Below are 24,869 nucleotides of genomic sequence, written 5' to 3'. Positions count from 1 at the left end.
AGTTGTTACCAAAATGCACTTGCTAGCCGTCGGACTTAACCACACCACCGCGCCCGTTTCATTGCGCGAACAGGTGGCTTTCCCTGCTGACCAGATTGGTCAGGCAGTTACGGCGGCGCGTGCATGGTTTAGTGACAACAGCGCGTCCGGTGTCACAGACGAAGCAGCGATTTTATCGACGTGCAATCGTACCGAGTTATATGCCGCAAGTGACCTGTCCGGCAGCGTAATCGGGACGAACGAAGCCCGCAACATTGACACGGCAATTGATTCCACCGCGCATTTTCTGGCGCATTATCACAAGCTTTCATACGCTGATCTGCGTCCGCATTTGTATACATTGCCGCATGACCACGCGGCACGTCACGCTTTTCGCGTCGCGTCCGGATTGGATTCAATGGTGCTGGGCGAACCGCAAATCCTCGGTCAGATGAAGGATGCTGTGCGCCATGCGGAAGCCGTCGGTGGCCTTGGGACTTATTTACATCAATTATTTCAACGCACTTTTGCTGTCGCAAAAGAGGTTCGCAGCACTACCCAAATAGGCGCGCACAGCGTCTCAATGGCTGCCGCTGCTGTACGCATGTCGGAACGGATTTTCGACGCCATTTCAGGTCAGAACGTGCTGTTTATCGGTGCGGGAGAAATGATTGAATTATGCGCCACGCATTTTGCCGCGCAGAATCCAAAAACTCTGACCGTGGCAAATCGTACGCTTGACCGTGCTGAAATATTGGCGCATCGCTTTAGCGGTCAAGCGCTACGCCTGGCCGACTTGCCAGATCAGTTAGGCAACTACGACATCATTATTTCATGTACTGCGTCGTCGCTGCCGATTATCGGTTTAGGCATGGTGGAACGCGCGGTCAAAGCGCGTCGCCACAAACCGATGTTTATGCTCGATCTGGCCGTACCGCGTGATATCGAAAGTGAAGTTGGTCGCCTTGACGACGTATTTTTATACACGGTGGATGATCTGGCCTCCGTCGTCCAGACCGGTATGGAAAGTCGTCTGGCCGCTGTATCGCAAGCCGAAGCCATTATCGAAACCCGCGTGCAATCCTTCATGCACTGGATCGACACGCGCGCTGTTGTCCCTGTGATTCAGGATCTGCATGAAAGCAGTGAGTTAATGCGAATGCTGGAGTTGGAACGGGCACGCAAGATGCTCGCCAAAGGTGAGGACATCGATACCGTTCTTGAGGCACTGTCTAAAGGTCTCGCTGCCAAATTTCTGCACGGACCACAACAAGCGCTGCACAATGCACAAGGCGACGAACGTGCTCGCCTCGCAGTCCTGCTGCCACAACTATTCCGCAGCAAGCGTTAGCGAAGCCATCCGCTATCGTCTGCCACTCAGCATATTGAGTCGGCACATCCTGTTTTTGCACAATATCTTTTTTGCTCACCATCCGCAGCGATTCCCTCGTTGCAAGCCACCAAAGTACGCTATGAAGCCATCAATGCTTGCCAAGCTTGACCAATTGTCGAATCGACTGGTCGAGGTTAACGATCTGTTAAATCAGGAAGAAGCGACTTCCAACATGGACAGCTATCGTAAGCTGTCGCGTGAACACGCGGAGTTGGGGCCGTTAGTTGCTCTGTATTTAAGCTATACGCAAGCCGATGCTGATGTCCAGACCGGCATGGGCATGCTATCGGACCCTGACATGCGCGAATTTGCGCAAGAAGAAATCAATAGCGCCAAATCTCGCATGGAGCAACTGGAAGCAGATTTACAAAAAATGTTGCTGCCAAAAGACCCTAACGACGAACGCAATATCTTTCTGGAAATTCGGGCAGGTACCGGCGGCGATGAGTCAGCTCTCTTTGCGGGAGATTTATTGCGCATGTACACGCGTTTTGCAGAACGCAATCGCTGGCAGATCGAAATGGTATCGGCATCGGATTCCGAAGTCGGCGGTTACAAAGAGGTAATCGTGCGCCTGGTTGGATTTGGCGCTTACTCCAAACTGAAATTTGAGTCAGGCGGGCATCGTGTGCAACGCGTACCAACCACGGAAACGCAGGGCCGAATTCACACCTCCGCTTGTACCGTAGCGATCATGCCGGAAGCAGATGAAGTTGCAGACATCGCGATCAATCCGGCAGATATCCGTATCGATACCTATCGCGCATCCGGTGCTGGTGGTCAGCATATTAACAAGACCGACTCGGCGGTCCGTATCACGCATCTCCCCACCGGAATCGTGGTCGAATGTCAGGATGATCGTAGCCAGCACAAAAATAAGGCGTCCGCGCTAAAAGTCCTGGCCGCTCGCATCAAAGATGGCCAGTTGCGCGAACAACAATCGAAAGAAGCCGCAACCCGCAAATCGCTGATCGGCTCCGGGGATCGTAGCGAGCGGATACGCACTTACAATTTTCCGCAAGGACGCATGACGGATCACCGTATCAACCTGACGTTATACAAACTCGACCACATCATGGATGGCGATCTTGAAGAATTAAGCAATGCGCTGGCAGCCGAACATCAGGCTGAATTGCTGGCCGCCCTGGCTGACGAACGATAAAACAAACACTCAAACCAAGCTGGCATGTCGGAGGCGCAGCCTGCGATCAGTCGAATTCACTTCTTCGCAGGACGCTGCAATCCGGCCTTGCCCGGCGGGGTGAAAAATCCGCTCGTTAAGGTTTTTAGAGTCACCTTTAAGGTAAGCTGATTTATACTGATGCATGACAAAATGCAACCAAATGCCGCTGTAGAGTTCCAAGTCTGAGTATGAATATTAAATTGGGTTGTATCACCGCTTCAAGGTTTCAAAGCAATACGCTACGAACACACCACGCCTGTAATGCGTTGATCGACATTAACCATCCTCAATAAAAAAATGAAATCATCTAAACACATTTTGCTAGCCGTCGCTTTTATCGCCCTTGCACTGATCGGCGCCGCCCTCTATTTGCAACATGTTAAAGACATGCAGCCGTGCCCTCTTTGTGTGATCCAGCGTTACGCCTTTGCGATCATCGCATTGATTTGTCTGGTTTCGGCCAGCATGCCCGACAGTATTCGTAAAGCCAGTGCGGCGATCGGCATGATCGCGGGTCTTGGTGGTGCTGCAACCGCGGGCTGGCATCTGTGGGTTATTGCGCACCCTGCAACGACTTGTGGTCGTGACGCGCTGGAAGCCCCGTTAAACGCATTGCCGACCGCCACCCTGTTGCCATCCGTCTTTAAAGTCGACGCCTGGGCCTTATGCTCGGCTTCTTACGATGCAATTCTCGGTTTATCCATTCCGCAATGGTCGTTGTTCTGGTTTGTCGTATTGACCGTTATATTGGGTAAAGTTTTGCTCAAACGCACTAACCACGGCGATTTTGAATGACTGATAAGCAACAAACGACGCCGTCCGCATCATCCCAAACGGCATTCGCTATCGAGCACGGTTTCAGCGTTGCGGGGATTCTTAAAACCGCGCCACTGGAACCGCTCGAGAATCGCCTGCTGATCATGCACGCGCTAGGTCTTACCCGCACACAACTGATCACACAAGATCAGCGTAGCGTCGACGCTCAGCAAGCGGCGCTTTTAACGCAGCTGTTCCGTCGCCGCATGGAGGGCGAGCCGATTGCTTACATTCTCGGTGAACGGGAATTTTTTGGACTCATGCTGGAAGTGACGCCAGACGTTTTGATTCCCCGCCCAGACACCGAATTGTTGGTAGAGCTGGCGTTAGAACGCCTGACCGATGCACAACCAAGTCAGAACATCACGCCTCAAACCGTCTTAGATCTCGGCACCGGTTCTGGCGCTATTGCTATCGCTATTGCGGCTACGCGCACGCATGTGCAGGTCACGGCAGTTGATGTCAGCATCGAAGCGTTAGCGGTCGCACGCCGCAATGCTGCGCGCCATTTGGCTTTACGTGCCGACAAATTCAATCTGGTACATAGCGACTGGTACGCGGCCCTAAATACATCAGATGCACTAGGCAAATCAACGCCTCAGCGTTTTGACATGATCGTCGCAAATCCGCCTTATATTGTTGAGGGCGACCGCCATCTCTCGCAAGGCGATCTGCGCTTTGAACCGCTTAACGCACTTACCGATCATGCAGATGGACTAAGCGCCTTGCGCATCATCGCTAACAATGCGTCGGACCATTTAAATCAAGGCGGATGGTTGCTCATGGAGCACGGCTATGATCAGGCCGAAGCCGTCATCGCGTTATTGCAGACGCTGCCGTTTGAAGCGATACAAAGTTGGCAGGATTTAGCCGGGATTGCACGTGTCAGCGGCGGGCGCTTAAAAAGCGCAGCCGAGATAAGACATGAACCAATCACGCCAAACCCCGATTGAAAAAAGCGCGAACATTACGTCCAAATGCTCGACCCGCATTTTATACAGGCAGATTAAATTTTATAAATATACTTGCCGTAAGAAAATAGCAAATGAACATCCCTTGTGGGGCGCTCACGGAGACTAAAGCACGTAACTACTCGTATTTCATTCCCAATTCTCATCATCTTTTTACAAAAACCATGTTTTTAAGCTTGTCAAGACTAGCGAATTTATCTGAATTGCGTATGATCGCTTTCTTGTCCAACGCCTGAATCTGATTCTCTAGACACCCATGCTGCCTTCGATCGAACAACGTCTTGCCCTAGAACTCGCTGCCAAACCAGCCCAAGTAGCCGCTGCTGTCACCCTGCTGGATGAAGGTGCGACGGTGCCATTTATTGCCCGTTACCGCAAAGAAGCCACTGGCGGCCTCGATGACATTCAGTTGCGCCTCCTGGAAGAGCGTCTGCGCTATCTGCGCGAGCTCGAGGCACGCCGTGCCGCTATCCTGAGTTCGATTGAGGAACAGGGAAAGATGACACCGGCATTGCTGAGCGCCATCTCGTTGGCGGAAGACAAAACCCGTCTCGAAGATCTGTACTTACCGTACAAATTAAAACGCCGCACCAAAGCTCAGATCGCGGCTGAAGCCGGTTTGACCGAATTGGCCGATGCGCTGTTATCCAATCCAGAATTGCTACCGGAAGAGGAGGCGATTAAATATTTCAAGCCCGCTTTCAGCACCGACAATGGCGACAATCCCGGCGTCGCCGATGCCAAGGTTGCGCTTGACGGCGCACGTCAAATTCTGATGGAGCGTTTTGCTGAAGATGCATCGCTGCTGCAAGCCTTGCGCGAATATCTGACAGAGCACGGCGTAGTCGAATCTAAAGTGATCGAAGGCAAACAAGACGCTGGCGAAAAATTCGCAGACTATTTTGACTACTCCGAAACCATCGGCACCATTCCATCACACCGCGCGCTGGCGTTGTTCCGTGGGCGGCGTGAAGAGATGCTGAACGTGGTCTTGCGACTCAATACCGAGGAAGAAAAGCCAAAGTGGGACGCACCACACAATCCCTGCGAAGGGCGTATTGCCGCGCGTTTCGGTATCAGTAACAAAAATCGTCCCGCCGATAAATGGTTATCCGACACCGTACGTTGGGCCTGGCGCGTCAAAGTCTTCATGCATCTGGAAACAGAGCTGATGACCAACCTGCGCGAAAAAGCCGAAGTCGAGGCCATCCACGTTTTCGCGCTCAATTTGAAGGCGCTTTTGTTGGCTGCACCAGCCGGACCACGCGCCACCATGGGCCTCGATCCAGGATTGCGTACCGGCGTAAAAGTCGCGATTGTCGATGCCACTGGCAAAGTAGTCGGCACCAGCACGATCTACCCCCATCAACCACGTAACGACTGGGAAGGTTCGCTGCACACCTTGTCGCAACTGGCGGAAAAACATAACGTTTCGCTGATTTCGATCGGAAACGGCACAGCCTCGCGTGAAACCGATAAGCTCGCGCAGGACTTGATCAAACTACGCCCTGAACTCAAGTTGACCAAAATCGTTGTTTCAGAAGCTGGCGCATCGGTCTACTCAGCATCCGAATTCGCTTCACGCGAACTACCAGACATGGATGTATCGATACGCGGTGCGGTGTCGATTGCCCGTCGCCTACAAGATCCGTTGGCCGAACTGGTCAAAATAGATCCAAAATCAATTGGCGTTGGGCAATATCAGCATGATGTAGGTCAAACCCAATTGGCGCGTTCGCTTGACGCTGTGGTCGAGGATTGCGTGAATGCGGTCGGGGTTGACGTAAATACGGCATCCGCACCATTGCTGGCCCGCGTATCTGGCCTCAATTCCAGCGTCGCGCAAAGTATTGTGACTTATCGCGACATGAAAGGGATGTTCACCTCACGCGCCGGTTTGCGCGAAGTGCCTCGTCTTGGCGATAAAACATTTGAGCAAGCCGCCGGATTCTTGCGCGTTATGAACGGCAATAACCCACTCGATGCGTCCGCAGTTCATCCTGAATCGTATCCGTTGGTCGAAAAAATTCTGGCCGACATCAAAAAGGATGTGAAAGGCGTCATTGGCGACGACAAACTATTGAAATCGCTCAATCCCGCCAAATACGCCGACGAGAAATTTGGCGTACCGACTATTACCGACATCCTCAAAGAGCTGGAAAAACCAGGTCGCGATCCCCGCCCTGAGTTCACCACCGCCACTTTCAAAGATGGCGTAGAAGAAATGCGCGATCTGCGCCCAGACATGATATTAGAGGGCGTTGTCACCAACGTTGCAGCGTTCGGCGCATTTGTAGACATCGGCGTGCATCAGGATGGATTAGTCCATATATCTGCATTATCCAACACCTTCGTCAAAGATCCGCACAGCGTGGTGAAAGCCGGACAAGTCGTGAAGGTGAAAGTACTGGAAATCGACGAAAAGCGTAAACGAATTGCGTTAACCATGCGATTGGATGATAGTGCGCCGGTGCCGGGTAGCAAACCGGAACAACGCGGGGACCGTAACGACGCCAAACGTCTTTCCCAGCATCAACGACAACAATCCGCACCAGTTGCCGCATCGGCAAATAGCGCGATGGCTGCGGCATTCGCCAAATTGAAGGGCTGAGTCCGGGTCTGGCGGATGGTAACGCCAGACTTTGGCTGATGAAAATGGACGCGGAGTGTGCAAATTGCTCTGCCCAACTTCATCGCGCACAACAAGTATTACACCTAAATAGTGCCAAAATAAGTCCATGATGCATAAACGAAGCAGCCTTCCAAGGCTGACGTCGTATAATGTTGGCATTTACGATTTTAACGATTACGAACAGGTCTTTATTTTGTCCGTCGCTCTCAATATTCCAACTCAGCAGTCCATCATGAACCCGATCCTGACCGATATGGAAGCGGTTAATGCGGTCATTCGTGAAAAATTGCATTCCGAAGTTCCTTTGGTCAACCAGATTGCTGAATACATCATCAGTGCTGGCGGCAAACGCCTGCGTCCCGTGCTGGTACTTCTGATGGCACAAGCGTTTGGTTATGAGGGGTGCAAGCACCATGAACTCGCCGCAGTCATCGAATTCATCCATACCGCGACCCTGCTACATGACGATGTAGTCGATGAATCATCGTTGCGCCGTGGTCGCAAAACTGCGAATGCGATGTTTGGTAATGCTGCGTCGGTCCTCGTGGGAGACTTTTTGTACTCTCGCGCTTTCCAGATGATGGTTGATGTCAGCAATCCACGCGTCATGCAAATCGTCGCTGATGCCACCAATGTCATCGCAGAAGGTGAAGTGCTGCAATTGTTAAACATGCACAATCCGGATGTCAGTGAAGAGCGCTATCTGCAAGTTATTCGCTCCAAAACTGCAAAGTTATTTGAAGCGGCAGCCCAAATAGGCGCGCTCATTGCGGGTGCAAATGATAGTGCAATTGACGCGGCGGGCGAATACGGCCGCTCACTGGGCACGGCTTTCCAACTCATTGACGACGTGCTTGATTATTCTGGCAATGCGGCAGATATCGGAAAAAATGTGGGAGACGATTTGCGCGAAGGCAAACCCACCCTTCCACTGATCTATTTAATGCAGCATGGCAACGGCGAGCAGCGCGCGCTGGTACGCAGTTGCATCGAAAATGGCGACGAGCAACATTTTGATGCTATTCTTTCAGCAATAACAAATTCTGGAGCGCTCGATTACACGCGAGCCGAAGCGAAAAAATCAGCACAGCTAGCCACCGCTGCGATTGCAAAGCTGCCAGAGAGCGAATATAAAACCTCGTTGCTAGAGTTAGCGTCGTTTGCAGTGGACCGCAATCATTGAGCTAATTAGCGCAGTTACATAACTGAGCTAAGTAACTGAGTTGATTAAGTAACTGAGTTGAAAACCAAGTAAAAACATTAAGTTTAACAATGCGTTGAAGCAACGAGTTCAGTCATTAAGTCAGACTCCGTAAGCGGTAAAGAAGCAACCAAGAAGTGCGCTCAAAGCGTCTCACCAGTGCTATCACAACAAGTAGTATCCATTCAGGAAAATAAGGAATACCGGAGTGAAGTTCTGGATCGCATAATGTGTTTGTATGTAATCCGACCTCAAGAAAAGAGTTGCTTTTTTAACTCAACATCTTTCACTCCATGTAAAAATGACCATCTCTACTTTCCCTTCCACATACCTTATACGGTGACCCTTTGGATGCCGTTCCCTTATGGGTGCAATTTCTTGCACTTGGTTTACTAATTTTATTGTCGGCTTTTTTCGCCATGTCGGAAACAGCGCTGATGGCGGCCAACAAACATCGTCTGCGGCACCTTTCCAAACGTGGAAGCAAAGCGGCGACTACCACAATGTGGTTGCTTGACCGCACCGACAAACTGTTATCCCTTATTCTCATCATCAATACGTTGGTGAACGCGCTTGCCACGGCGTTGGTGACTGCCATTGCCATCAATACATTTGGCAATCACCAAAAAGTCATCACCATCGCGACCGCTTGCGTTGCGTTCCTGTTAATTGTATTTGGTGAAATCACACCCAAAGTCATTGGCGCGACCTATCCCGAGCGTATCGCCCTTTTCACCAGCTTCATACTGAAACCCTTAATGACGTTGGTTAAACCCATTATCTGGTTCGTCAACTTATTTGTATCCGGCATATTAAAAGTATTGCGCATCAAGACCGGCAAGCACGCTCAGGATTTGCGTGTATCGCCGGAAGAGTTGCGTTCAATCGTTCTAGAGGGCGGCAATTTTATGCCGCAAAAACATAAAAGCATTCTATTAAATCTGTTCGATCTCGAAAAAATCTCGGTCGAAGATGTGATGACACCCCGAGCACAGGTCGAAGCATTGAATCTATCGGTTTCGGTAGAGGAAATTCAGCATCAATTAACAACCTGTTATCACAACAAATTGCCGGTATATGAAGGTGAAATCAACCAGATCGTTGGCATTTTGCACGTGCGCAAGGCAATGGCACTCCTCAACCAAGAGGACGAACTCACCGTTGACCATTTTCGCGCACTGCTAACACCGCCGTATTTCGTACCGGAAGGCACCGACGTCTTTACCCAATTGCAATACTTTCAAGAAAACCATGAGCGCCTCGGAATCGTCGTTGATGAATATGGTGAAGTGCATGGCCTGGTAACACTAGAAGATATTATCGAAGAAATGATCGGCGAGTTCACAACCTCCAAACCAGGTGCCGCGCGCGCTGATAGTTTTGGTTGGAATGATAAAGGTGAATGCCGTCTTGAGGGCGTCACATCGTTGCGTGATATCAACAAACGTCTGGGCTTAAACTTTCCGATCGACGGACCTAAAACACTCAATGGGTTGGTACTCGAATGGCTTCAGGATATTCCTGAAAATACCGTCAGCGTCAAAATTTCTGGTTGTGTGATCGAAATCACGCAAGTACAGAATCAGGCAATCAAGGTCGCCAAGCTCATTCGTCCTGCCAACCACTTACGCAGCAAATAGCCCATCCCGCGTTATAAAGCATGCAACTCTTCGCATGGCAATCTGGCTAGTGACTTGCGACAGGATTTAACTAGTCAGACTATTAAGTAAAGGATGTTATTTACTATAGACAACTTTATAACAACACGTTACTTAAGTAATCGCCTAAAACTACGACAGAATCGCGCACAAAGTCTTTACAGAACAGTTTCGCAAAGGCATGATCGTCGGTATGGCGGTTGCCCGAGTAGCTCTTTTTACGTAAATTTTCTATGGTTGCAGTTCTTCCTAATATTAATCTAAGCAGTCCAATGTCCGGATTGGCGCGTGCACTGGTGCAGGCCGGACGACTGACAGTCGATCAAGTTGACGGCTTACATAAAACCGCCAGCAATGAACAGATGCGCTTTATTGATGCATTGCTTGCAAGCGGGCAATTGGATGCCTCATGCCTTGCGCAATTTTGCGCAGAAACGTTTGGCTATCCACTTGTGGATCTCGCCGCCTTTAATATAAGTCTGTTACCTGCAAAAGCCATTGACACCAAGTTGATGGAAAGTCAGTCAGTTCTGGCCCTGGCAAAACGCGGCAACAAAATTTATGTCGCGATTTCAGATCCAACAAATACGCAGGCGCTCGATCAAATCAAGTTTCATACAGAGTTGATGGTCGAACCGATCATTGCCGAACATCCCGCCTTACTAAAACAGATTCAAAAGTACACGAAAAGCAACGAGCAAACCCTCAACGAAATGATCGGGGTTTCGGACGACATAAACTTCGTAGAGGAAGACGCTCCGCTTGCGATTGATGCACCCAATGAAATCGACGACGCGCCGGTAGTGCGTTTTTTGCAAAAAATATTAACCGATGCCATCAATCAAGGTGCGTCGGATCTTCATTTTGAACCGTTTGAAAAGTTTTATCGCATTCGCTTCCGTGTAGATGGGGTCTTACGCGATATGGCCCAACCACCGTTATCGATCAAAGAAAAACTCGCCTCTCGCATCAAGGTTTTGTCAAAACTGGATATCTCCGAAAAACGCGTGCCGCAGGATGGCCGCATGCGACTTGTTGTGTCCAAGACCCGTGCAATCGATTTTCGTGTAAGTACCTTACCAACCTTGTTCGGTGAAAAAATCGTCATGCGGATTCTGGATGCAAGTCAGGCCCAGATGGGGATCGATGCACTTGGTTATGATCCCGAGCAAAAAGAAATTTTGATGGAAGCCATCCAGCGGCCATATGGAATGGTGCTGGTCACAGGACCAACCGGTTCAGGTAAAACCGTCTCCCTCTATACCTGCCTGAACATTCTCAATCAGCCCAGCATCAACATATCGACGGCTGAAGATCCGGTCGAGATCAACTTGCCCGGCGTCAATCAGGTGAGCATCAATGATCGTACCGGACTGACATTTCCAGTGGCGCTTAAGGCTTTCCTGCGACAAGATCCCGACATCATCATGGTTGGTGAGATCCGCGATTTAGAGACGGCGGATATTTCGATCAAAGCCGCGCAAACCGGGCATATGGTTTTTTCTACGTTGCATACCAACGATGCGCCATCAACGCTGACACGACTGATGAACATGGGTGTAGCACCATTCAACATTGCGTCATCCGTGATCCTGATCACTGCACAACGTTTGGCGCGGCGACTATGTAGTTGTAAACAACCAGTCTCTATTCCGGATGAAGCACTGATCGAGGCAGGCCTCTCAGAGGATGATCTCGATGGTACCTGGACGCCGTATAAACCGCTTGGCTGCGAGCGCTGTAATGGCACGGGCTACAAGGGCCGCGTTGGTATCTATCAAATTATGCCGATTACCGAAGCGTTAGAACGTATCATTCTGACGCATGGTACCGCGCTGGAAATTGAGGCACAGGCAAAACTGGAGGGAGTCCGCACTTTACGTCAATCAGGTTTGATCAAGGTCAAACAAGGAATGACCAGCCTCGAAGAAGTGCTCGGCTGCACCAATAACTAGATGCATGAATAGGACTTACGCAATATCGTTCCAGTACGACATACCAATGAAAACATGGCAACTGTAAGGTTAGCAACTACCGCGAAACCAGAGCGATCTGAACAACTTGGATGATTTTGCGTAAACCCTGATAAAGAGGAAGAAAGTCATGGCAACTGCTACACCAAATGCGCGAAACACCACAAGTGCGCGCCAGGTCAAAGAATTTATCTACGCCTGGGAAGGTAAAGACAAAAAAGGACGATTGGTCCGCGGTGAGATGCGTGCCAGCGGTGAAACGCTGGTCAATGTTACGTTGCGCCGGCAAGGCATTTTGGTCGTCAAGCTAAAGAAAAAGACATTCCGCAGCGGCAAAAGAATTTCCGAAAAAGACGTCGCGTTATTCACTCGTCAATTGGCAACAATGATGAAGGCTGGCGTGCCGCTATTGCAATCATTTGACATCGTCGCCAAGGGACATGCCAATCCATCTGTGTCGAAGCTAATTAACGATATCCGGGCGGATGTGGAAACCGGCACAAGTCTGAATCAGGCCTTTCGAAAATTTCCGCTCTACTTTGATCCACTATTTTGCAATCTGGTCGGCGCGGGTGAACAGGCAGGTATTCTCGAAGATTTGTTGGCGCGTCTGGCCACGTACAAAGAAAAAACACTCGCCATCAAAAGTAAGATCAAATCGGCCATGTTTTATCCGGTATCAATCCTGGTCGTCGCCTTCGTCGTCACCGCAGTTATCATGATTTGGGTCGTTCCTGCGTTCAAGACCGTATTCGCGAGCTTTGGCGCTGACTTACCCGGCCCAACGTTGGTTGTGATGGCGATATCCGACTTCTTTGTTGCAAACTGGTACTTCATCTTTGGCGGTATTTTCGGCGGACTGTACCTGCTGTTCCAATCATGGAGACGCTCATTAAAAGTACAGCGCTTTATGGATGTTGCCCTATTAAAAGCGCCCATCTTCGGTGCCGTAATACGTAAAGCGACCATCGCACGCTGGACTCGCACACTTGCCACTATGTTTTCGGCGGGCGTTCCTTTAGTAGAGTCGCTGGACTCCGTCGGTGGTGCTTCCGGCAACGCAGTCTACCTGGACGCGACCAAAAAAATTCAAAGTGAAGTCAGTACAGGTACCAGTTTGACAGTCGCCATGCAAAACTCCGAAGTGTTCCCCAATATGGTGACGCAAATGGTCTCAATCGGTGAAGAGTCCGGTGCGCTCGACCAAATGCTCGGTAAAGTCGCTGACTTCTATGAGGCTGAAGTGGATGATGCAGTGGCATCCATGTCGAGTTTGATGGAACCTTTGATTATGGTCATCTTGGGCGTCCTGATTGGCGGACTTGTCATTGCGATGTACTTGCCGATCTTTAAACTCGGTGCGGTGGTGTGAATGTTTGCAGCTTTCAAGATGGAACTGCATAAACTGTCTGCACGACTTTCAGATGGTGACTGCAACAGGTATCGCTTTCATCAATTCATTTGGTCAACCAGGCAGCATCTTCAGTCCGTTTATGGTCGGAAAAGTGAAGGAAACCACTGGCAGTAAGACAATTGGATTATGTGTAATCGCTGGTGTGTTTGCTAACCACATTGCTGATGTTGTGCGGACGGCCGCAGCGCTTGCATTTCCGCGAGAGTTAATCCAACTCCGTTATGCCGTTGATGCGGTTAGCATAGGCCGCCTGGAAACCAGACCGAAGCCGCCAACGCTTCCAGAATGCACCAGATGCTCGAAATGCTCTGTTAGCGGAGTGGCGTTGACCGGAAACGTGGAAAAGGCGATCGCAGTTGCCAGCTTGATGCCTGAGAAGGTTGGCGCACCACCGCGCCAACGGCAATACGTGGTCAAAGTCATGCACGATATCGCCTCTCAACGCAAAGAACTGCGCCTTCAAAACGGCTCCTGCCGAATCGTGTTGTCGGATTTTATTCTTTAGTCTGCCCTGCCCCGGCTTTCTGCCGCCGCAGCGTCGGGAGGCCAACACCGGTGGCGTCAAAGCCTCCATCAACCGCCACGACCTGCCCGTTGACATAGCTGGCCTCGTCGCTGCATAGAAATCCGACGACGTTGGCCATCTCTTCGGTGGTGGCATACCGGCCTAGTGGAATGGCGTCGTAGTAGTCTGAACGGATCGCCGCACTGTGGACCAGCTTTGCCATTTCAGTTTCGACCGGACCGGGTGCGACGGCATTGACACGCACTCCGACACTGCCGAATTCGACCGCGTACTGCTTTGTCATGTGGATCAGCGCGGCCTTGCTGGTGCCGTAAGCCATGCGTAGCGTGCTGGCTCTCAAGCCCGAGATTGATGCGATGTTGACGATAGCACCGCCTCCGTTGTTCACCATCAGCGTGCCGAAGGCTTGCGAGCAAAGGAATACGCCATCGAGATTCGTTGCCATAATTGCGCGCCACTCATCAAAGGACATCTCTAGCGTCGGCTTGAAGATAGCCACGCCAGCGTTATTCACCAGCGCATCAACCTGGCCGAACCTTGCGATCACTTCTCCGGCGGCCCGGTCAACCTGCGCAGGATCAGACACATCACAGTAGACCGCTAACACATCATCGGGACGATCGATCTCCGCCACGGTTTGGTCCAGAATGGCGTTTTCCCGATCCAACAGGACGACCTTGTAGTCATGGCGAAGAAACCATTCGCCAATGGCGCGTCCAATCCCTCGGGCACCTCCTGTGACGACGGCAACACGAGATGGTGCGTGCGTATTCATATAGTCCCTTTTGTGAATATGATAATGGTCGATAAGCAGTGTGCGTAAGGACAGAAAATTGGTGATTATGATGCTGAAATGATTAATTATGAAGGAGATAAATACCATGCGCTGCAACCGCGTTGGTTGCAATAACCTTGCACGCAATCTCGTTTTCACAAAAACAATTTATCTTGAATTGAGAAGGCCAACCATCCTACTACCCAGACCGACTTAAAAGCAATTCTAGTTGCACAAAAATAGGCTGACGACGTAGCTTCCATAGCGTTGCCTATTAGATGGGTGATCAGTACCGAATAACAATTGGCGCTTCAAAAAGACGCGATGTTGCTCTATACTCATCGCGTCTCTGAGAAAAAGGGGACCGGGTTTAGTCGCCTGAATTACCTACAGCGCACATACGGCGTAATGCCGTTTCGTGCTTCTACCTTTGTTGCGCCGTCACTGGTCGGCAATGGTGGGGAACCTTCGGGTTGCCGGTCGCTGTGGGTATCGGTCTTTGTCCCTGCTATATACCTTCCGGAAGGGCGCGGTTAAACCGCCACTTACGGAAGTCACAAATGCAAAGAATCATCACGCACCGACAATCTGATTTACAAATCTTCGATAAATTACTTAACCAAGCCGACGCTGTCGCAAACTTGCTCACCAAGTGCGAGGTGCAATCATGACCGAGCCATCCAGGACTCCACCGTCAGCTTCCGCAACAGAGTCATTCCATACATCGTTTTCATGGCTTTTACCTCAGCTTAAAGGCGACGAGCATGCGCAATTTTATGCCCTGACAGTGGATATCTGCCAAGGTGTAAAAACATGCATTGATCTGGCGCATTTGAGTAATACGGATAGAGATGATGGAACGATGCCAACGCTCAACAATCTCGATACCGAGACCTTGCTGCGCCTCGCATTATCGTCATCCCAACTTCTCGCAGAAATGGCGGCACGTCGTATCGACAGAATGAATGACCGCATCAGCACTAACGCTGTATAACGCATTACTAATCGATAAGGTCATTTAACCGTGGTTGCGGTGCGTTTGCGCTGCAATGCAGCGTTAACCATGTTGCGCAACGGTCTGCACAACATGGTTAAATTTATTGCTTCAACACAAACTCGGCCAATGCGCGCAGCTCTTCCGGCTTTAGTTGTGCAAAGGCGGGCATCGGAATCGCGCCCCATTTACCAGCGCCGCCGTTGCGAATACTGGTTTCAAGTTTGCTTACCGCTTCAGGATCAGCGTGATACTTGAGTGCGACATCGTGATAGGACGGACCGACGATTTTTTGGTCGATGGCATGACAACTCAGGCAACTATTAGCCGCAAGGAGTGCTTTGGCATCGATACTTTTTCCGACCGGCAAAGCTGGCGTCGTAGCGCTGGGATTCAGCGCTGTTTCAGGCGCGTTAACCGCAGCAGTCTTCAGCTCTGCGGGTAAAGCGCTTTCTTTGGCGGTACCATAAGTCACAGCCAGATAGGCACCTATTTTTTTGACATCGTCATCGGTGACCGGTGCGCCATACAGATGCTGCATCTTACCGACCTCAGCGGTCCATTGCGTTAACGTCATCCCCGGCGGTTGATATTTGACATAATCGGCTGAATGGCAAATGGCACATTTTTGCATCGCGATCATATAACCGGGCAAAGCTGAGAAGGTTAATTTTGCTGTTTCGGGCGGTAGTGTATTGATGTTAGGTGCGGCCTGTGCCAGCAGCGCAACGCTGACTAATGAGAGGCCAGCACATGCAATTACAAGACGTTTCATGAGCATTCTCCTTAAGCGATGGTGACGTTGGTCGATTCGATGACATTGCGTCGATATCCGCCGGGATTCCAGCTGGCAATGGCTGGCTGTACCTCGCCCTGCTTGTTACTGGCTCGCACCTGCAACACGGCATTACCGCGTTGACTGAAACGTACCGGCAAACTCCACTCGCGGAAGGAATAGCGTCCCAGATCACGACCGAGTTTGGCGGGCTGCCAACTCTGTCCGCCATCGATAGAGACATCGACCGTTCTCAGGCCAGCACCGCTGTCGAAAGCAATGCCCTTAAGTTCCACCATGCGACCGGATGCCAATACACCGCCATTGGCGACGTTGGTGATAAAACTGCGTATTGGCAAGGTCGAGATTGGTCTGGTTTTATCAGGCGCTGTGCCTGGCGCCACGCACATGCAGTCGTTATCCGGCACACGATAAGCGGTAGTCATGAACAGGGCATCGTGACCGTCAAAAGTGTGATCAATGACTTCGATCTCGGACAGATGCTTGATCCAGTAAGTACCAAAATAACCGGGTACTATCAGTTTCAAAGGATAGCCGTTCAAATAGGGAAGATCTTCTCCGTTCATGCTCCAGGCAAGCAGCACGTCTGGACTTAACGCGTGCTCGACGTCCAGCGCTTTTCTGAAATCTGAGGTGCTGGGCAATACCGGCTGATCGAGGCCGTTAAAGGTGACTTGTTTGGCTCCCGCGCCAACACCGGCTTTTTCAAGTACAGTCTTGAGTGGCACGCCCACCCACCGCGCATTGCCCATGGCACCATTCGCCAACTGTGCGCCAAACACACGCGGCGATGAAAAGCCGCGACTGTTCCCTGAACACTGATTAACGGCCACTATTTCGACCGGTTCAGCCAATGATTTCAGCTCAGCCAGAGAGAGACTCAAGGGTTTGCTGACCAGTCCCGTCACCGTCAGTCGATAAGTTTTCAGATCAACCGAAATGGGAATATTTGCCAGATGATAGCGCACAAAAAACGCATCGTTAGGCGTAATAGGACCGTGATTAAATACCTCGAATGGCGTCTCTAAATGTGGTGGGCGGGTCGTAACCCGAATCAGCGGACGCTTTTGCGGATAGGCGATCAATTCCCGCGGACCATCAGCAAAGGTTACGCCGTCGTCTTTGGCCTGGATGGTTGCGGCGAGACTTGCGAGCGGGTTGGCCGCCAGACCTGCTGCGAGCAAACTCGCTCCGCGCATGAAGCGACGCCGCGAAGTTGGAGATAACGTGGATAGGTCAGGCAGCGGGGATATTTCGGGTTCGCCAGATAAGGCAAGGTTTTTCAGCTTGGCGTTCATGGATAAAATCTCCTTGATTTGGTGATGGTTATTTCGGTCTTACGCAATAGGGTTTTAGTCATGCAGACAGTACGTTAGAAGGTGTAATGCCGCTGGAACGATTTTGCGCGTGTAGTGATAGTTTTATGGCTCGCTAAAACATATAACCTGACTGAATCGCCTGCCTTCTGGTCTGGCACAAGCTGGCGACGGATTGACTCAACACACTCTGCAGAAGAACTCACTTAGGACAAACATTGCAGCAAAAATGCTGTCATTTTGATGCAGTATTATCGGGTCCATTCCTGACAAAATTTGTGAAAATGCAGCAACCGAGGCGATAGGATTTTATATCTACTACGTACTAGATAAAACTGTCTGTTCAGTTCTGGCAGCACTGTTTTGACCTCGACCAATCGTCCCATCTCAATAATATCTTTGACCACGCAACGTGACAGGCAAGCCAGCCCCAAGCCTTCCGCCGCAGCATATTTGATCGCTTCGGAATTACTGAACTCGCATACCGTTCGTACTGAATGCAGATGGGGTAGCAGCGCATATTCAACTGCTTCACGCGTGCCAGACCCTGCCTCACGCATCAACCAACCTGCGCCCCGCAGTGATTTTAACGATACTTTTCCGGCTGACTTACTCACGACAAGAGCATGCGTCGGTGCGGCGACGATAATTAACTCATCCCGTATCCACGGTTCTACTTCCAGATCTGAACGGTGGCTGGGACCTTCAATAAGTCCGATATCCACCTCAAAATTGCTGACCGCTGTTGTGATATCTGCCGTATTGGCAATCGTGATCCGTGGATAGCTGTCCGCATCGCGATGAATCGAACTAGCAAGCATGGTCGGCAATAAGTAGCTGCCAATCGTCGAACTTGCACCAATGCGCATGCCGCCACCGGTAGACGCCATAGAGGTCATAAATTGTTGTTCTATCGTCATAGCCGCATCCAGTATTTGTCGCGCCTGCGACAACATCAACCGTCCGTTATCATTGAGTAACAGACGTTTTCCAACCCGGTCAAATAATTGAATCCCTAACAGCATCTCCAGTTCATTTAAGGACGCGCTGGTCGCGGACTGCGACAAGGCAACCGCATTTGAGGCCGCTGTGGTACTTCCCTCTTGCGCCACGGCAAGAAATATTTGCAATTGTCTAAGGGTCAGTCGCATGGGCCTGATGCATTTCCTCAAAAATTTTTAATGAGCCAGAAAACCACTCTGATCCATTGCGATTATTTGCTGGATCGCTAGTTGTACTACTTTTGGCGCATGACACTTTTTGTAAAGCGTTGATCTTTAAGGTGATTGTCATTCTGATCGCTCAAAATTATAACGTCGAATGCAATACCTGTAAAACAATTATTATTTGTATTACCTACCTATTATTTAGGTATATTCTTTTAAAGCACATGCGCCTTATTTGATCTTTGGCCTCGATTAGAGGGGTTATTGCTTCGCTAAAGAGATGTATCCAACGATATTCCGAGCTCTTTATGGCATGGAGAAAATTAAGAAAACCCCATAACATTGCCGTTTAAAATCACCTTATCCCCCCTATCCGTGCTGTAATAAAACTACCATTGCATTTTGCTGCGTATCAATTTTTACGCTTTGCCCCTTTCTTATTATTGCGAGGCTAACGCAATGTTAAAATTCGAAAAAGCACAGAATGATAAAACCGATTGGTCCAGGCAATATCTGCCAAACGAATAAAGCCACACTAACCTCTCAAAGCGACCACACGGATGAATGAGTTTTTACAGAATAACGCGTTCGGTGGTGTCTTATTTGCACCCGCAGGAAGTCTGATTCCCGCCCTATTTGCCGCTATTTTTGGATTGCTGATTGGCAGTTTTTTAAACGTCGTCATACATCGCTTGCCCAAAATGATGCAACGCGAATCCGACAACTACGTTGCGCAGGAAAGTGGCAAGGAATTGCCGCACACTGATCGCTACAATCTGACCTTACCCCGCTCCGCTTGCCCCCAATGTCATCACCAACTCGGTGCCCTGGAGAACATTCCGGTAATAAGTTATCTCGTATTAGGCGGCAAATGCGCGTCCTGCAAGACACCTATTTCGAAACGCTATCCTATCGTCGAATTGGTGACCGGATTACTTTCAGGCTTCCTGATCTGGCGGTTTGGAAGTGGCTGGACGGGATTGGCAACGTTGCTGTTCGTCTATTTTTTGCTGGCCATGACATTCATCGATGCCGATACGCAATTGCTTCCAGACGATCTGACCTTGAGCTTATTATGGGGTGGTCTGCTCATTAATATTGGTGGAACGTTTGTACCGTTAATCGACGCGGTTATCGGCGCCGCGGCTGGTTATATTGCATTATGGTCAATATATTGGTTGTTCAAGCTGACAACCGGTAAAGAAGGCATGGGTTATGGCGACTTTAAGCTATTGGCCGCTTTAGGCGCATGGCTGGGTTGGAAGATGCTACCGGTTATTATTCTTTTTTCGTCGCTGGTGGGCGCATTTGTAGGAATTTTGCTGATCATTTTCAGCCGTCGGGGGCGCGACAAACCTATTCCGTTTGGACCTTATCTGGCGGGAGCAGGACTACTTGCATTGCTCTACGGCCACCCGATTTTAGAAGCCTATTTCGGTTTTGTCGTATAACCTCAACATGGCCCAACCCTTGATATCGGATTCAAATCCACTAGACGCCATATTACCTGTGCCGTTTTTAATCGGCTTAACGGGCGGTATCGGGAGCGGAAAAACCACCGTTGCTAATCTGTTTGCCGAGCGCGGCGTTGCAGTCATCGATACTGATATGATCGCCCATCAGCTGACTGCCGCCAATGGCGCTGGCATCGCAGCGATCCACGCCGCATTTGGTCGCGATTTCATTGCGCCGAACGGCGCCATGGATCGCAAAAAAATGCGCGAACTTGTATTTTCAGATGCCACTGCCAAACAGCGCCTCGAAGCAATCCTGCATCCTTTAATTCGTGCCGGAACTGCGCTGGAGATTCAGGCGGCGCGCGGGCTTTACGTGATGTTGGGAATTCCGTTATTAGTGGAGTCCGGTAGCTGGAAACAACGCGTAACGCGCGTATTAGTCGTTGATTGTGACGAGCAGACGCAAATCGAAAGAGTGATGCAACGCAATACGATGACCGCATCACAAGTGCAAGCGATCATGGCCGTACAAGCAACACGGACGCAGCGCTTGCAAGTGGCAAATGATGTTATTTTTAACAACTCTAATGTTGCGGCATTGGTGCCTCAAGTGGATAAATTGCATGCTTTCTACCTGTCTTTAGTACCGCCGGTCTAAAGAAAAATGGCGGAGAGTTTGTAATTTCGCTTCGCATCGGTCAGAATCACTACTTGTCGTGCCCACACATAAAGGGATGTCATTTTGATCGTTTACGAATATCCTTTCAACGAGCGCATACGTACGTTGTTGCGACTGGAAGACTTGCACGAAAAATTCGTTTTTTTTGTCAGTCAGGAAAGTCCCTTACAACATCACGTCGCGCTATCCACCATCTTCGAGATGCTGGAAGTTGCCGGGCGCGCCGATCTGAAAATGGACCTGCTGCAAGAACTTGAGCGCCAGCGACAAACATTATTAGGCTTCCGTTCAAATCCAAACGTACTCCCCGAAATGCTGGACGCGGTGCTGGACGAACTGGATCAAACCAGCGAGGCATTGAAGGGAATGCAGGGCAAAACTGGTCAGCATATCCGTGAAAACGAATGGTTAATGAGTATTCGCGGTCGCACCATTATTCCAGGTGGCGCATGTGAATTCGATTTGCCGTCATACTACGCATGGCAACAGCATTCCGCGGAAAAACGCTACGCAGACATCCTAAGTTGGTTTGCGCCGCTTGCCCCACTATTTGATGCAATTGGCATCGTTTTGCGCTTGCTTCGCGAGACCGGCCACCCAATCAAAATCAGCGCCGATAACGGTAGCTATCAGCAAATGCTGCAAGGCAAGTCTTATCAGATGTTGCGTATAACGCTCGATGAGGAACTCGGTGCAATCCCTGAAATATCTGCCAATAAATACATGCTTTGGATACGCTATACGTCTCAGGGCGGCGACCTCAAACCTAAAGCTTTCGAAGGTGAAGTCCCATTCGAACTGACTCTTTGCAATTTTTGATTTAAGATTTCTGAATATATGGCTATTGTCGATTGTCCTACCTGCGGCGCCAAAGTTGAATGGACCGAAGCCAACAAATTTCGCCCTTTTTGTTCTGAGCGATGCAAGCAAATTGATCTTGGCGCATGGGCCGAAGAGAAATACACAATTCCGGCGGTCAACCCGCCAGATGATATTGATGACGACAATAAGCTGGCGCAATAGCGTTCACCGCAAGGAGCAAACGCCAAAGCAGCTTCTCTAGCGCTAGTTTGTGCGTTGCTTATAAGCTATCATTGACCTCATGGGCGCTAGCTAATTGTCAATCTTTCATCCAAACCACTCGCTGTCGTCGTTGCTACTGTTCGTAGTTGATCCAACCATGCAATTAACGGAATGGTCGCCTCAAGCAACGGCTCTACCGCAACGCTGCCTTGCCAGGCAAACGCCTGATCTTCGAGACTTTGGGGTTCGCCACGCCAATCCCTGCTAACGTAAAAATGCAATCGCACGTTTGCATGGGGATATTGATGCTGCACGCCACACCATGGTTCGGCCGAGATGATCTCGACGCCTAATTCTTCCATGAACTCCCGTTGCAGCGCTGCAAAGATCGTTTCTCCGCTTTCAACTTTCCCGCCCGGAAACTCCCAATAGCCGGCGTAAGGTTTTCCCTCTGGCCGCTGGCCCAACAAAACATCTCCATTGGGCCGCATCAAAATACCCACTGCGACGTTAATGGGTGCACTGTTCGCTGTCATTATTTTGATACCATTGTTTGATGACCACCGTTAGTGTTTAGTAGTTAGTACTCAGTTATTAGCCAACATTCATGACGTCATCCGACCGGAATGATCCTTGGCAAATTGCCACGCTATCCGGCCCGAACGCGACCCACGCTGCAAGGCCCAGCGCAGCGCATCGCCTTGCGCATCTGCAATTTGCGCGGCGTTACAGCCGAAATGGCCAAGCCAGTGCGCCACAATATCCAGATAATCATCCTGCTTAAACGGATAAAACGTCACCCACAAACCAAACCGCTCAGAAAGTGAAATTTTTTCTTCAACGGTCTCACCTGGATGTAAATCGCCATCCTCGGTCGTTTTGTAAGAGGTGTTGTCTGACATTTTCTCAGGCAACAGATGACGACGATTGGACGTGGCGTAAATCAATACGTTGTCCGATTGCGTCGCAATGCTGCCATCGAGCGCGACCTTCAGCGCCTTATAGCCGCTCTCGCCTTCTTCAAACGATAAATCATCGCAAAAAATGATGAAGCGCTCGGCACGACCAGCAACCAAATCGACAATGTCCGGCAGATCCGAAAGATGATCCTTGTCGACTTCGATCAAACGTAAGCCCTGATCAGCGTAATGATTCAGACACGCCTTGATGAGCGACGATTTGCCGGTACCACGAGCACCGGTAAGCAGTACATTATTAGCCGGTTTGCCATCAACGAATTGACGGGTGTTCTGGTCAATCTGCGTCTTTTGCGGGGTGATATTGTGCAGGTCCGATAAGCCGATATTCGATATATGACGCACCGCCTGCAAATAGCCACCGCCTTGACTACCGTTGCGTTGACGCCAGCGAAAGGCGATTGCCGACTGCCAGTCAGGTTCGGCATTGGCGCTGGGTAAAATTGCCTCAAGACGTGCCAGCATAGATTCAGCACGGAGTAGGAATTGGTCTAATTGCGTCATATAAAGTCAATCCAGTTATTCAAACGGCGATGGAAATTGAGTCCGATGGATCGCCATCAGTCAATCAAGAGCGGTAATCGGCATTAATGGTGACATATTCGTGCGAAAGGTCGCAGGTCCAGATGGTCGCTGTGGCGTCACCGCGCCCAAGATTCACGCGCACAGTGATTTCGCTTTGCTTCATTACCCGTTGACCGTCTTCCTCCAGATAATCAGGATTGCGTCCACCATTTTGGGCGACCCAGACATCATCGAGATAAAGATTTATTTTTTCGACATTAAGGTCATCAACGCCAGCGTAGCCGATCGCTGCCAGAATCCGGCCGAGGTTAGGATCGGAAGCAAAAAAAGCAGTTTTAACCAGCGGTGAATGCCCTATTGAATAGGCAATCTTCCTGCATTCCTCAACATTCAAACCATCTTCTACCGTAACGGTAATGAATTTAGTCGCTCCTTCGCCATCGCGAATAATGGCTTGCGCCAAACGCTGCGACAACTCAGTCACGGCCGCTGCCAGCGCGCTATATTCAGGCGAATCAAAGCTGTTGACCTCCAACTCGCCCAAGCCCGTTGCAATCAGCATGAAGGAGTCGTTGGTCGACGTATCGCCATCAATGGTGATGCAATTAAAAGATTGGTCAGCCGCTTGCTTGACTAGGCGATCCAATACTGGTTGCGCGACTTTGGCATCCATTGCCAGAAAACCAAGCATGGTGGCCATGTTTGGCTTGATCATGCCAGCGCCCTTGCTAATACCAGTCATTGTGACCTTCTTTCCAGCGACGATCACAGTTTGCGATGCCGCTTTAGGCTGCGTATCGGTGGTCATGATGGTTTCTGCGGCATTGAACCAATTATCAGCGCACAGATTGTTAAGCGCGCCTGGCAACCCAGCTTCAATCCGATCCACCGGTAAAGGCTCCAAAATGACGCCAGTTGAAAATGGCAAAACTTGGGCTGGATTGCATCCAATCAGTTCCGCTAATGCGACACAGGTTCTATTGGCCGCTGCCAGACCCATTTCGCCAGTGCCAGCGTTCGCATTGCCTGTGTTAATGACTAACGCACAAATCGGCTCACCTGACACGCGTGCGGCCTCAAGATGGGCTTTACTGACCTGAACCGGCGCGGCACAAAATCGATTCAGCGTAAAAACACCAGCGACGGTCGCCGTTGGGGCCAGTTTCATGACCAGTAAATCCTTACGATTAGCTTTGCGCACACCGGCTTCTGTATAACCGAGTTCAATACCGGCTACGGGCTTCAGATCAGAAGCAACGGGAATGGGGGAATTGACGGCCATGAGAATCCTTTGCGGGGAAAATAAAAAGAAAAGTAGCTAAAATCTGTTCCGCATCTTGCGCCATAGCCATTAGCCTTCATGCCGCTGAAATAATGCCGCTAACTATGCATAACAGATAAAAAATGTGCGTACT

The 24,869-nt window shown here is 50.2% G+C and carries 23 protein-coding genes; 16 read left to right on the top strand and 7 right to left on the bottom strand.

The window, feature by feature from the left end; all coding sequences use genetic code 11:
* Nucleotides 1-13 precede the first annotated feature (13 nt).
* From hemA to ACXX82_RS13100, 10 genes are all read left to right on the top strand, one after another.
* A complete protein-coding gene (gene hemA / locus ACXX82_RS13145) occupies nucleotides 14-1,330 on the top strand; it encodes a glutamyl-tRNA reductase (RefSeq protein WP_322235408.1) in 1,317 nt (438 codons plus the stop codon).
* A 121-nt stretch (nucleotides 1,331-1,451) separates the two neighbouring features.
* Nucleotides 1,452-2,534: a peptide chain release factor 1 gene (prfA, locus tag ACXX82_RS13140; protein ID WP_322235405.1), complete on the top strand. Its 1,083-nt coding sequence runs from the start codon at nucleotides 1,452-1,454 to the stop codon at nucleotides 2,532-2,534.
* 318 nt (nucleotides 2,535-2,852) lie between these two features.
* Nucleotides 2,853-3,350 carry a disulfide bond formation protein B gene (locus ACXX82_RS13135; RefSeq protein ID WP_322235403.1) on the top strand — a complete coding sequence of 166 codons (498 nt, stop codon included), beginning with the start codon at nucleotides 2,853-2,855 and terminating at the stop codon, nucleotides 3,348-3,350.
* Entirely contained in the window at nucleotides 3,347-4,324 is a 978-nt protein-coding gene (gene prmC, locus ACXX82_RS13130) for a peptide chain release factor N(5)-glutamine methyltransferase (RefSeq protein ID WP_322235402.1), read from the top strand. Before ACXX82_RS13135 ends, prmC begins: the two co-directional genes overlap by 4 nt.
* Nucleotides 4,325-4,598: 274 nt before the next feature.
* A complete protein-coding gene (locus tag ACXX82_RS13125) occupies nucleotides 4,599-6,953 on the top strand; it encodes a Tex family protein (protein WP_322235400.1) in 2,355 nt (784 codons plus the stop codon).
* Nucleotides 6,954-7,206: 253 nt separating this feature from the next.
* Nucleotides 7,207-8,157 carry an octaprenyl diphosphate synthase gene (ispB, locus tag ACXX82_RS13120; protein ID WP_322240401.1) on the top strand — a complete coding sequence of 317 codons (951 nt, stop codon included), beginning with the start codon at nucleotides 7,207-7,209 and terminating at the stop codon, nucleotides 8,155-8,157.
* Between the two features lie 365 nt (nucleotides 8,158-8,522).
* The gene (locus ACXX82_RS13115) at nucleotides 8,523-9,815 is read left to right on the top strand and encodes an HlyC/CorC family transporter (RefSeq protein WP_322235397.1); all 1,293 of its coding nucleotides are present in this window, start codon (nucleotides 8,523-8,525) and stop codon (nucleotides 9,813-9,815) included.
* Between the two features lie 251 nt (nucleotides 9,816-10,066).
* Entirely contained in the window at nucleotides 10,067-11,788 is a 1,722-nt protein-coding gene (gene pilB / locus ACXX82_RS13110) for a type IV-A pilus assembly ATPase PilB (RefSeq protein ID WP_458563060.1), read from the top strand.
* Nucleotides 11,789-11,936: 148 nt separating this feature from the next.
* On the top strand, nucleotides 11,937-13,178 hold the full coding sequence (locus ACXX82_RS13105; RefSeq protein ID WP_322235392.1) for a type II secretion system F family protein: 1,242 nt from the start codon (nucleotides 11,937-11,939) through the stop codon (nucleotides 13,176-13,178).
* A gap of 52 nt (nucleotides 13,179-13,230) precedes the next feature.
* Entirely contained in the window at nucleotides 13,231-13,725 is a 495-nt protein-coding gene (locus tag ACXX82_RS13100) for a hypothetical protein (RefSeq protein WP_458563059.1), read from the top strand.
* Here the strand turns inward: ACXX82_RS13100 and ACXX82_RS13095 are convergent.
* Nucleotides 13,715-14,521 (bottom strand): SDR family NAD(P)-dependent oxidoreductase, encoded by an 807-nt coding sequence (locus ACXX82_RS13095; protein ID WP_458563994.1) that lies wholly within the window; start codon nucleotides 14,519-14,521, stop codon nucleotides 13,715-13,717. The two genes, ACXX82_RS13100 and ACXX82_RS13095, sit on opposite strands and share 11 nt — an antisense overlap.
* 324 nt (nucleotides 14,522-14,845) lie before the next feature.
* Here ACXX82_RS13095 and ACXX82_RS13090 point away from each other — a divergent pair, with 324 nt between their 5' ends.
* On the top strand, nucleotides 14,846-15,058 hold the full coding sequence (locus ACXX82_RS13090; RefSeq protein ID WP_322235386.1) for a hypothetical protein: 213 nt from the start codon (nucleotides 14,846-14,848) through the stop codon (nucleotides 15,056-15,058).
* 130 nt (nucleotides 15,059-15,188) lie between these two features.
* Nucleotides 15,189-15,515: a hypothetical protein gene (locus tag ACXX82_RS13085; protein ID WP_322235384.1), complete on the top strand. Its 327-nt coding sequence runs from the start codon at nucleotides 15,189-15,191 to the stop codon at nucleotides 15,513-15,515.
* A 103-nt stretch (nucleotides 15,516-15,618) separates the two neighbouring features.
* Here the strand turns inward: ACXX82_RS13085 and sorB are convergent, their stop codons facing one another.
* From sorB to ACXX82_RS13070, 3 genes are all read right to left on the bottom strand, one after another.
* A complete protein-coding gene (sorB, locus tag ACXX82_RS13080) occupies nucleotides 15,619-16,290 on the bottom strand; it encodes a SorB family sulfite dehydrogenase c-type cytochrome subunit (protein ID WP_322235381.1) in 672 nt (223 codons plus the stop codon).
* An 11-nt stretch (nucleotides 16,291-16,301) separates the two neighbouring features.
* Nucleotides 16,302-17,510: a SorA family sulfite dehydrogenase catalytic subunit gene (gene sorA, locus ACXX82_RS13075; protein ID WP_458563993.1), complete on the bottom strand. Its 1,209-nt coding sequence runs from the start codon at nucleotides 17,508-17,510 to the stop codon at nucleotides 16,302-16,304.
* 368 nt (nucleotides 17,511-17,878) lie between these two features.
* Nucleotides 17,879-18,778: a LysR family transcriptional regulator gene (locus tag ACXX82_RS13070; protein WP_322235379.1), complete on the bottom strand. Its 900-nt coding sequence runs from the start codon at nucleotides 18,776-18,778 to the stop codon at nucleotides 17,879-17,881.
* A gap of 575 nt (nucleotides 18,779-19,353) precedes the next feature.
* Between ACXX82_RS13070 and ACXX82_RS13065 the strand changes: the two genes are divergently transcribed.
* The 4 genes from ACXX82_RS13065 to yacG all read left to right on the top strand — a co-directional run bounded on the left by ACXX82_RS13065 (nucleotide 19,354) and on the right by yacG (nucleotide 21,952).
* Nucleotides 19,354-20,244, top strand: coding sequence for a prepilin peptidase (locus tag ACXX82_RS13065; protein WP_322235376.1), 891 nt, complete (start codon nucleotides 19,354-19,356; stop codon nucleotides 20,242-20,244).
* A 7-nt stretch (nucleotides 20,245-20,251) separates the two neighbouring features.
* On the top strand, nucleotides 20,252-20,908 hold the full coding sequence (gene coaE, locus ACXX82_RS13060; RefSeq protein ID WP_322235375.1) for a dephospho-CoA kinase: 657 nt from the start codon (nucleotides 20,252-20,254) through the stop codon (nucleotides 20,906-20,908).
* An 84-nt stretch (nucleotides 20,909-20,992) separates the two neighbouring features.
* Nucleotides 20,993-21,748 (top strand): cell division protein ZapD, encoded by a 756-nt coding sequence (zapD, locus tag ACXX82_RS13055; protein ID WP_322235373.1) that lies wholly within the window; start codon nucleotides 20,993-20,995, stop codon nucleotides 21,746-21,748.
* Nucleotides 21,749-21,766: 18 nt separating this feature from the next.
* Complete coding sequence (gene yacG / locus ACXX82_RS13050; protein WP_322235371.1) at nucleotides 21,767-21,952, top strand: DNA gyrase inhibitor YacG; 186 nt, start codon at nucleotides 21,767-21,769, stop codon at nucleotides 21,950-21,952.
* Between the two features lie 86 nt (nucleotides 21,953-22,038).
* On the opposite strand, the gene ACXX82_RS13045 is transcribed toward yacG, so the two are convergent.
* The 3 genes from ACXX82_RS13045 to argJ all read right to left on the bottom strand — a co-directional run bounded on the left by ACXX82_RS13045 (nucleotide 22,039) and on the right by argJ (nucleotide 24,736).
* A complete protein-coding gene (locus ACXX82_RS13045; protein WP_458563058.1) occupies nucleotides 22,039-22,488 on the bottom strand; it encodes an NUDIX domain-containing protein in 450 nt (149 codons plus the stop codon).
* A gap of 69 nt (nucleotides 22,489-22,557) precedes the next feature.
* A complete protein-coding gene (locus ACXX82_RS13040; protein ID WP_322235366.1) occupies nucleotides 22,558-23,433 on the bottom strand; it encodes an ATP-binding protein in 876 nt (291 codons plus the stop codon).
* Nucleotides 23,434-23,497: 64 nt separating this feature from the next.
* Nucleotides 23,498-24,736 carry a bifunctional glutamate N-acetyltransferase/amino-acid acetyltransferase ArgJ gene (argJ, locus tag ACXX82_RS13035; RefSeq protein ID WP_322235364.1) on the bottom strand — a complete coding sequence of 413 codons (1,239 nt, stop codon included), beginning with the start codon at nucleotides 24,734-24,736 and terminating at the stop codon, nucleotides 23,498-23,500.
* Nucleotides 24,737-24,869 lie beyond the last annotated feature (133 nt).

This window comes from Glaciimonas sp. GNP009, assembly GCF_054343755.1.
The sequence above is the reverse complement of the archived record's forward strand: the minus strand, read 5'-3'. Positions and strand labels throughout refer to the sequence as shown.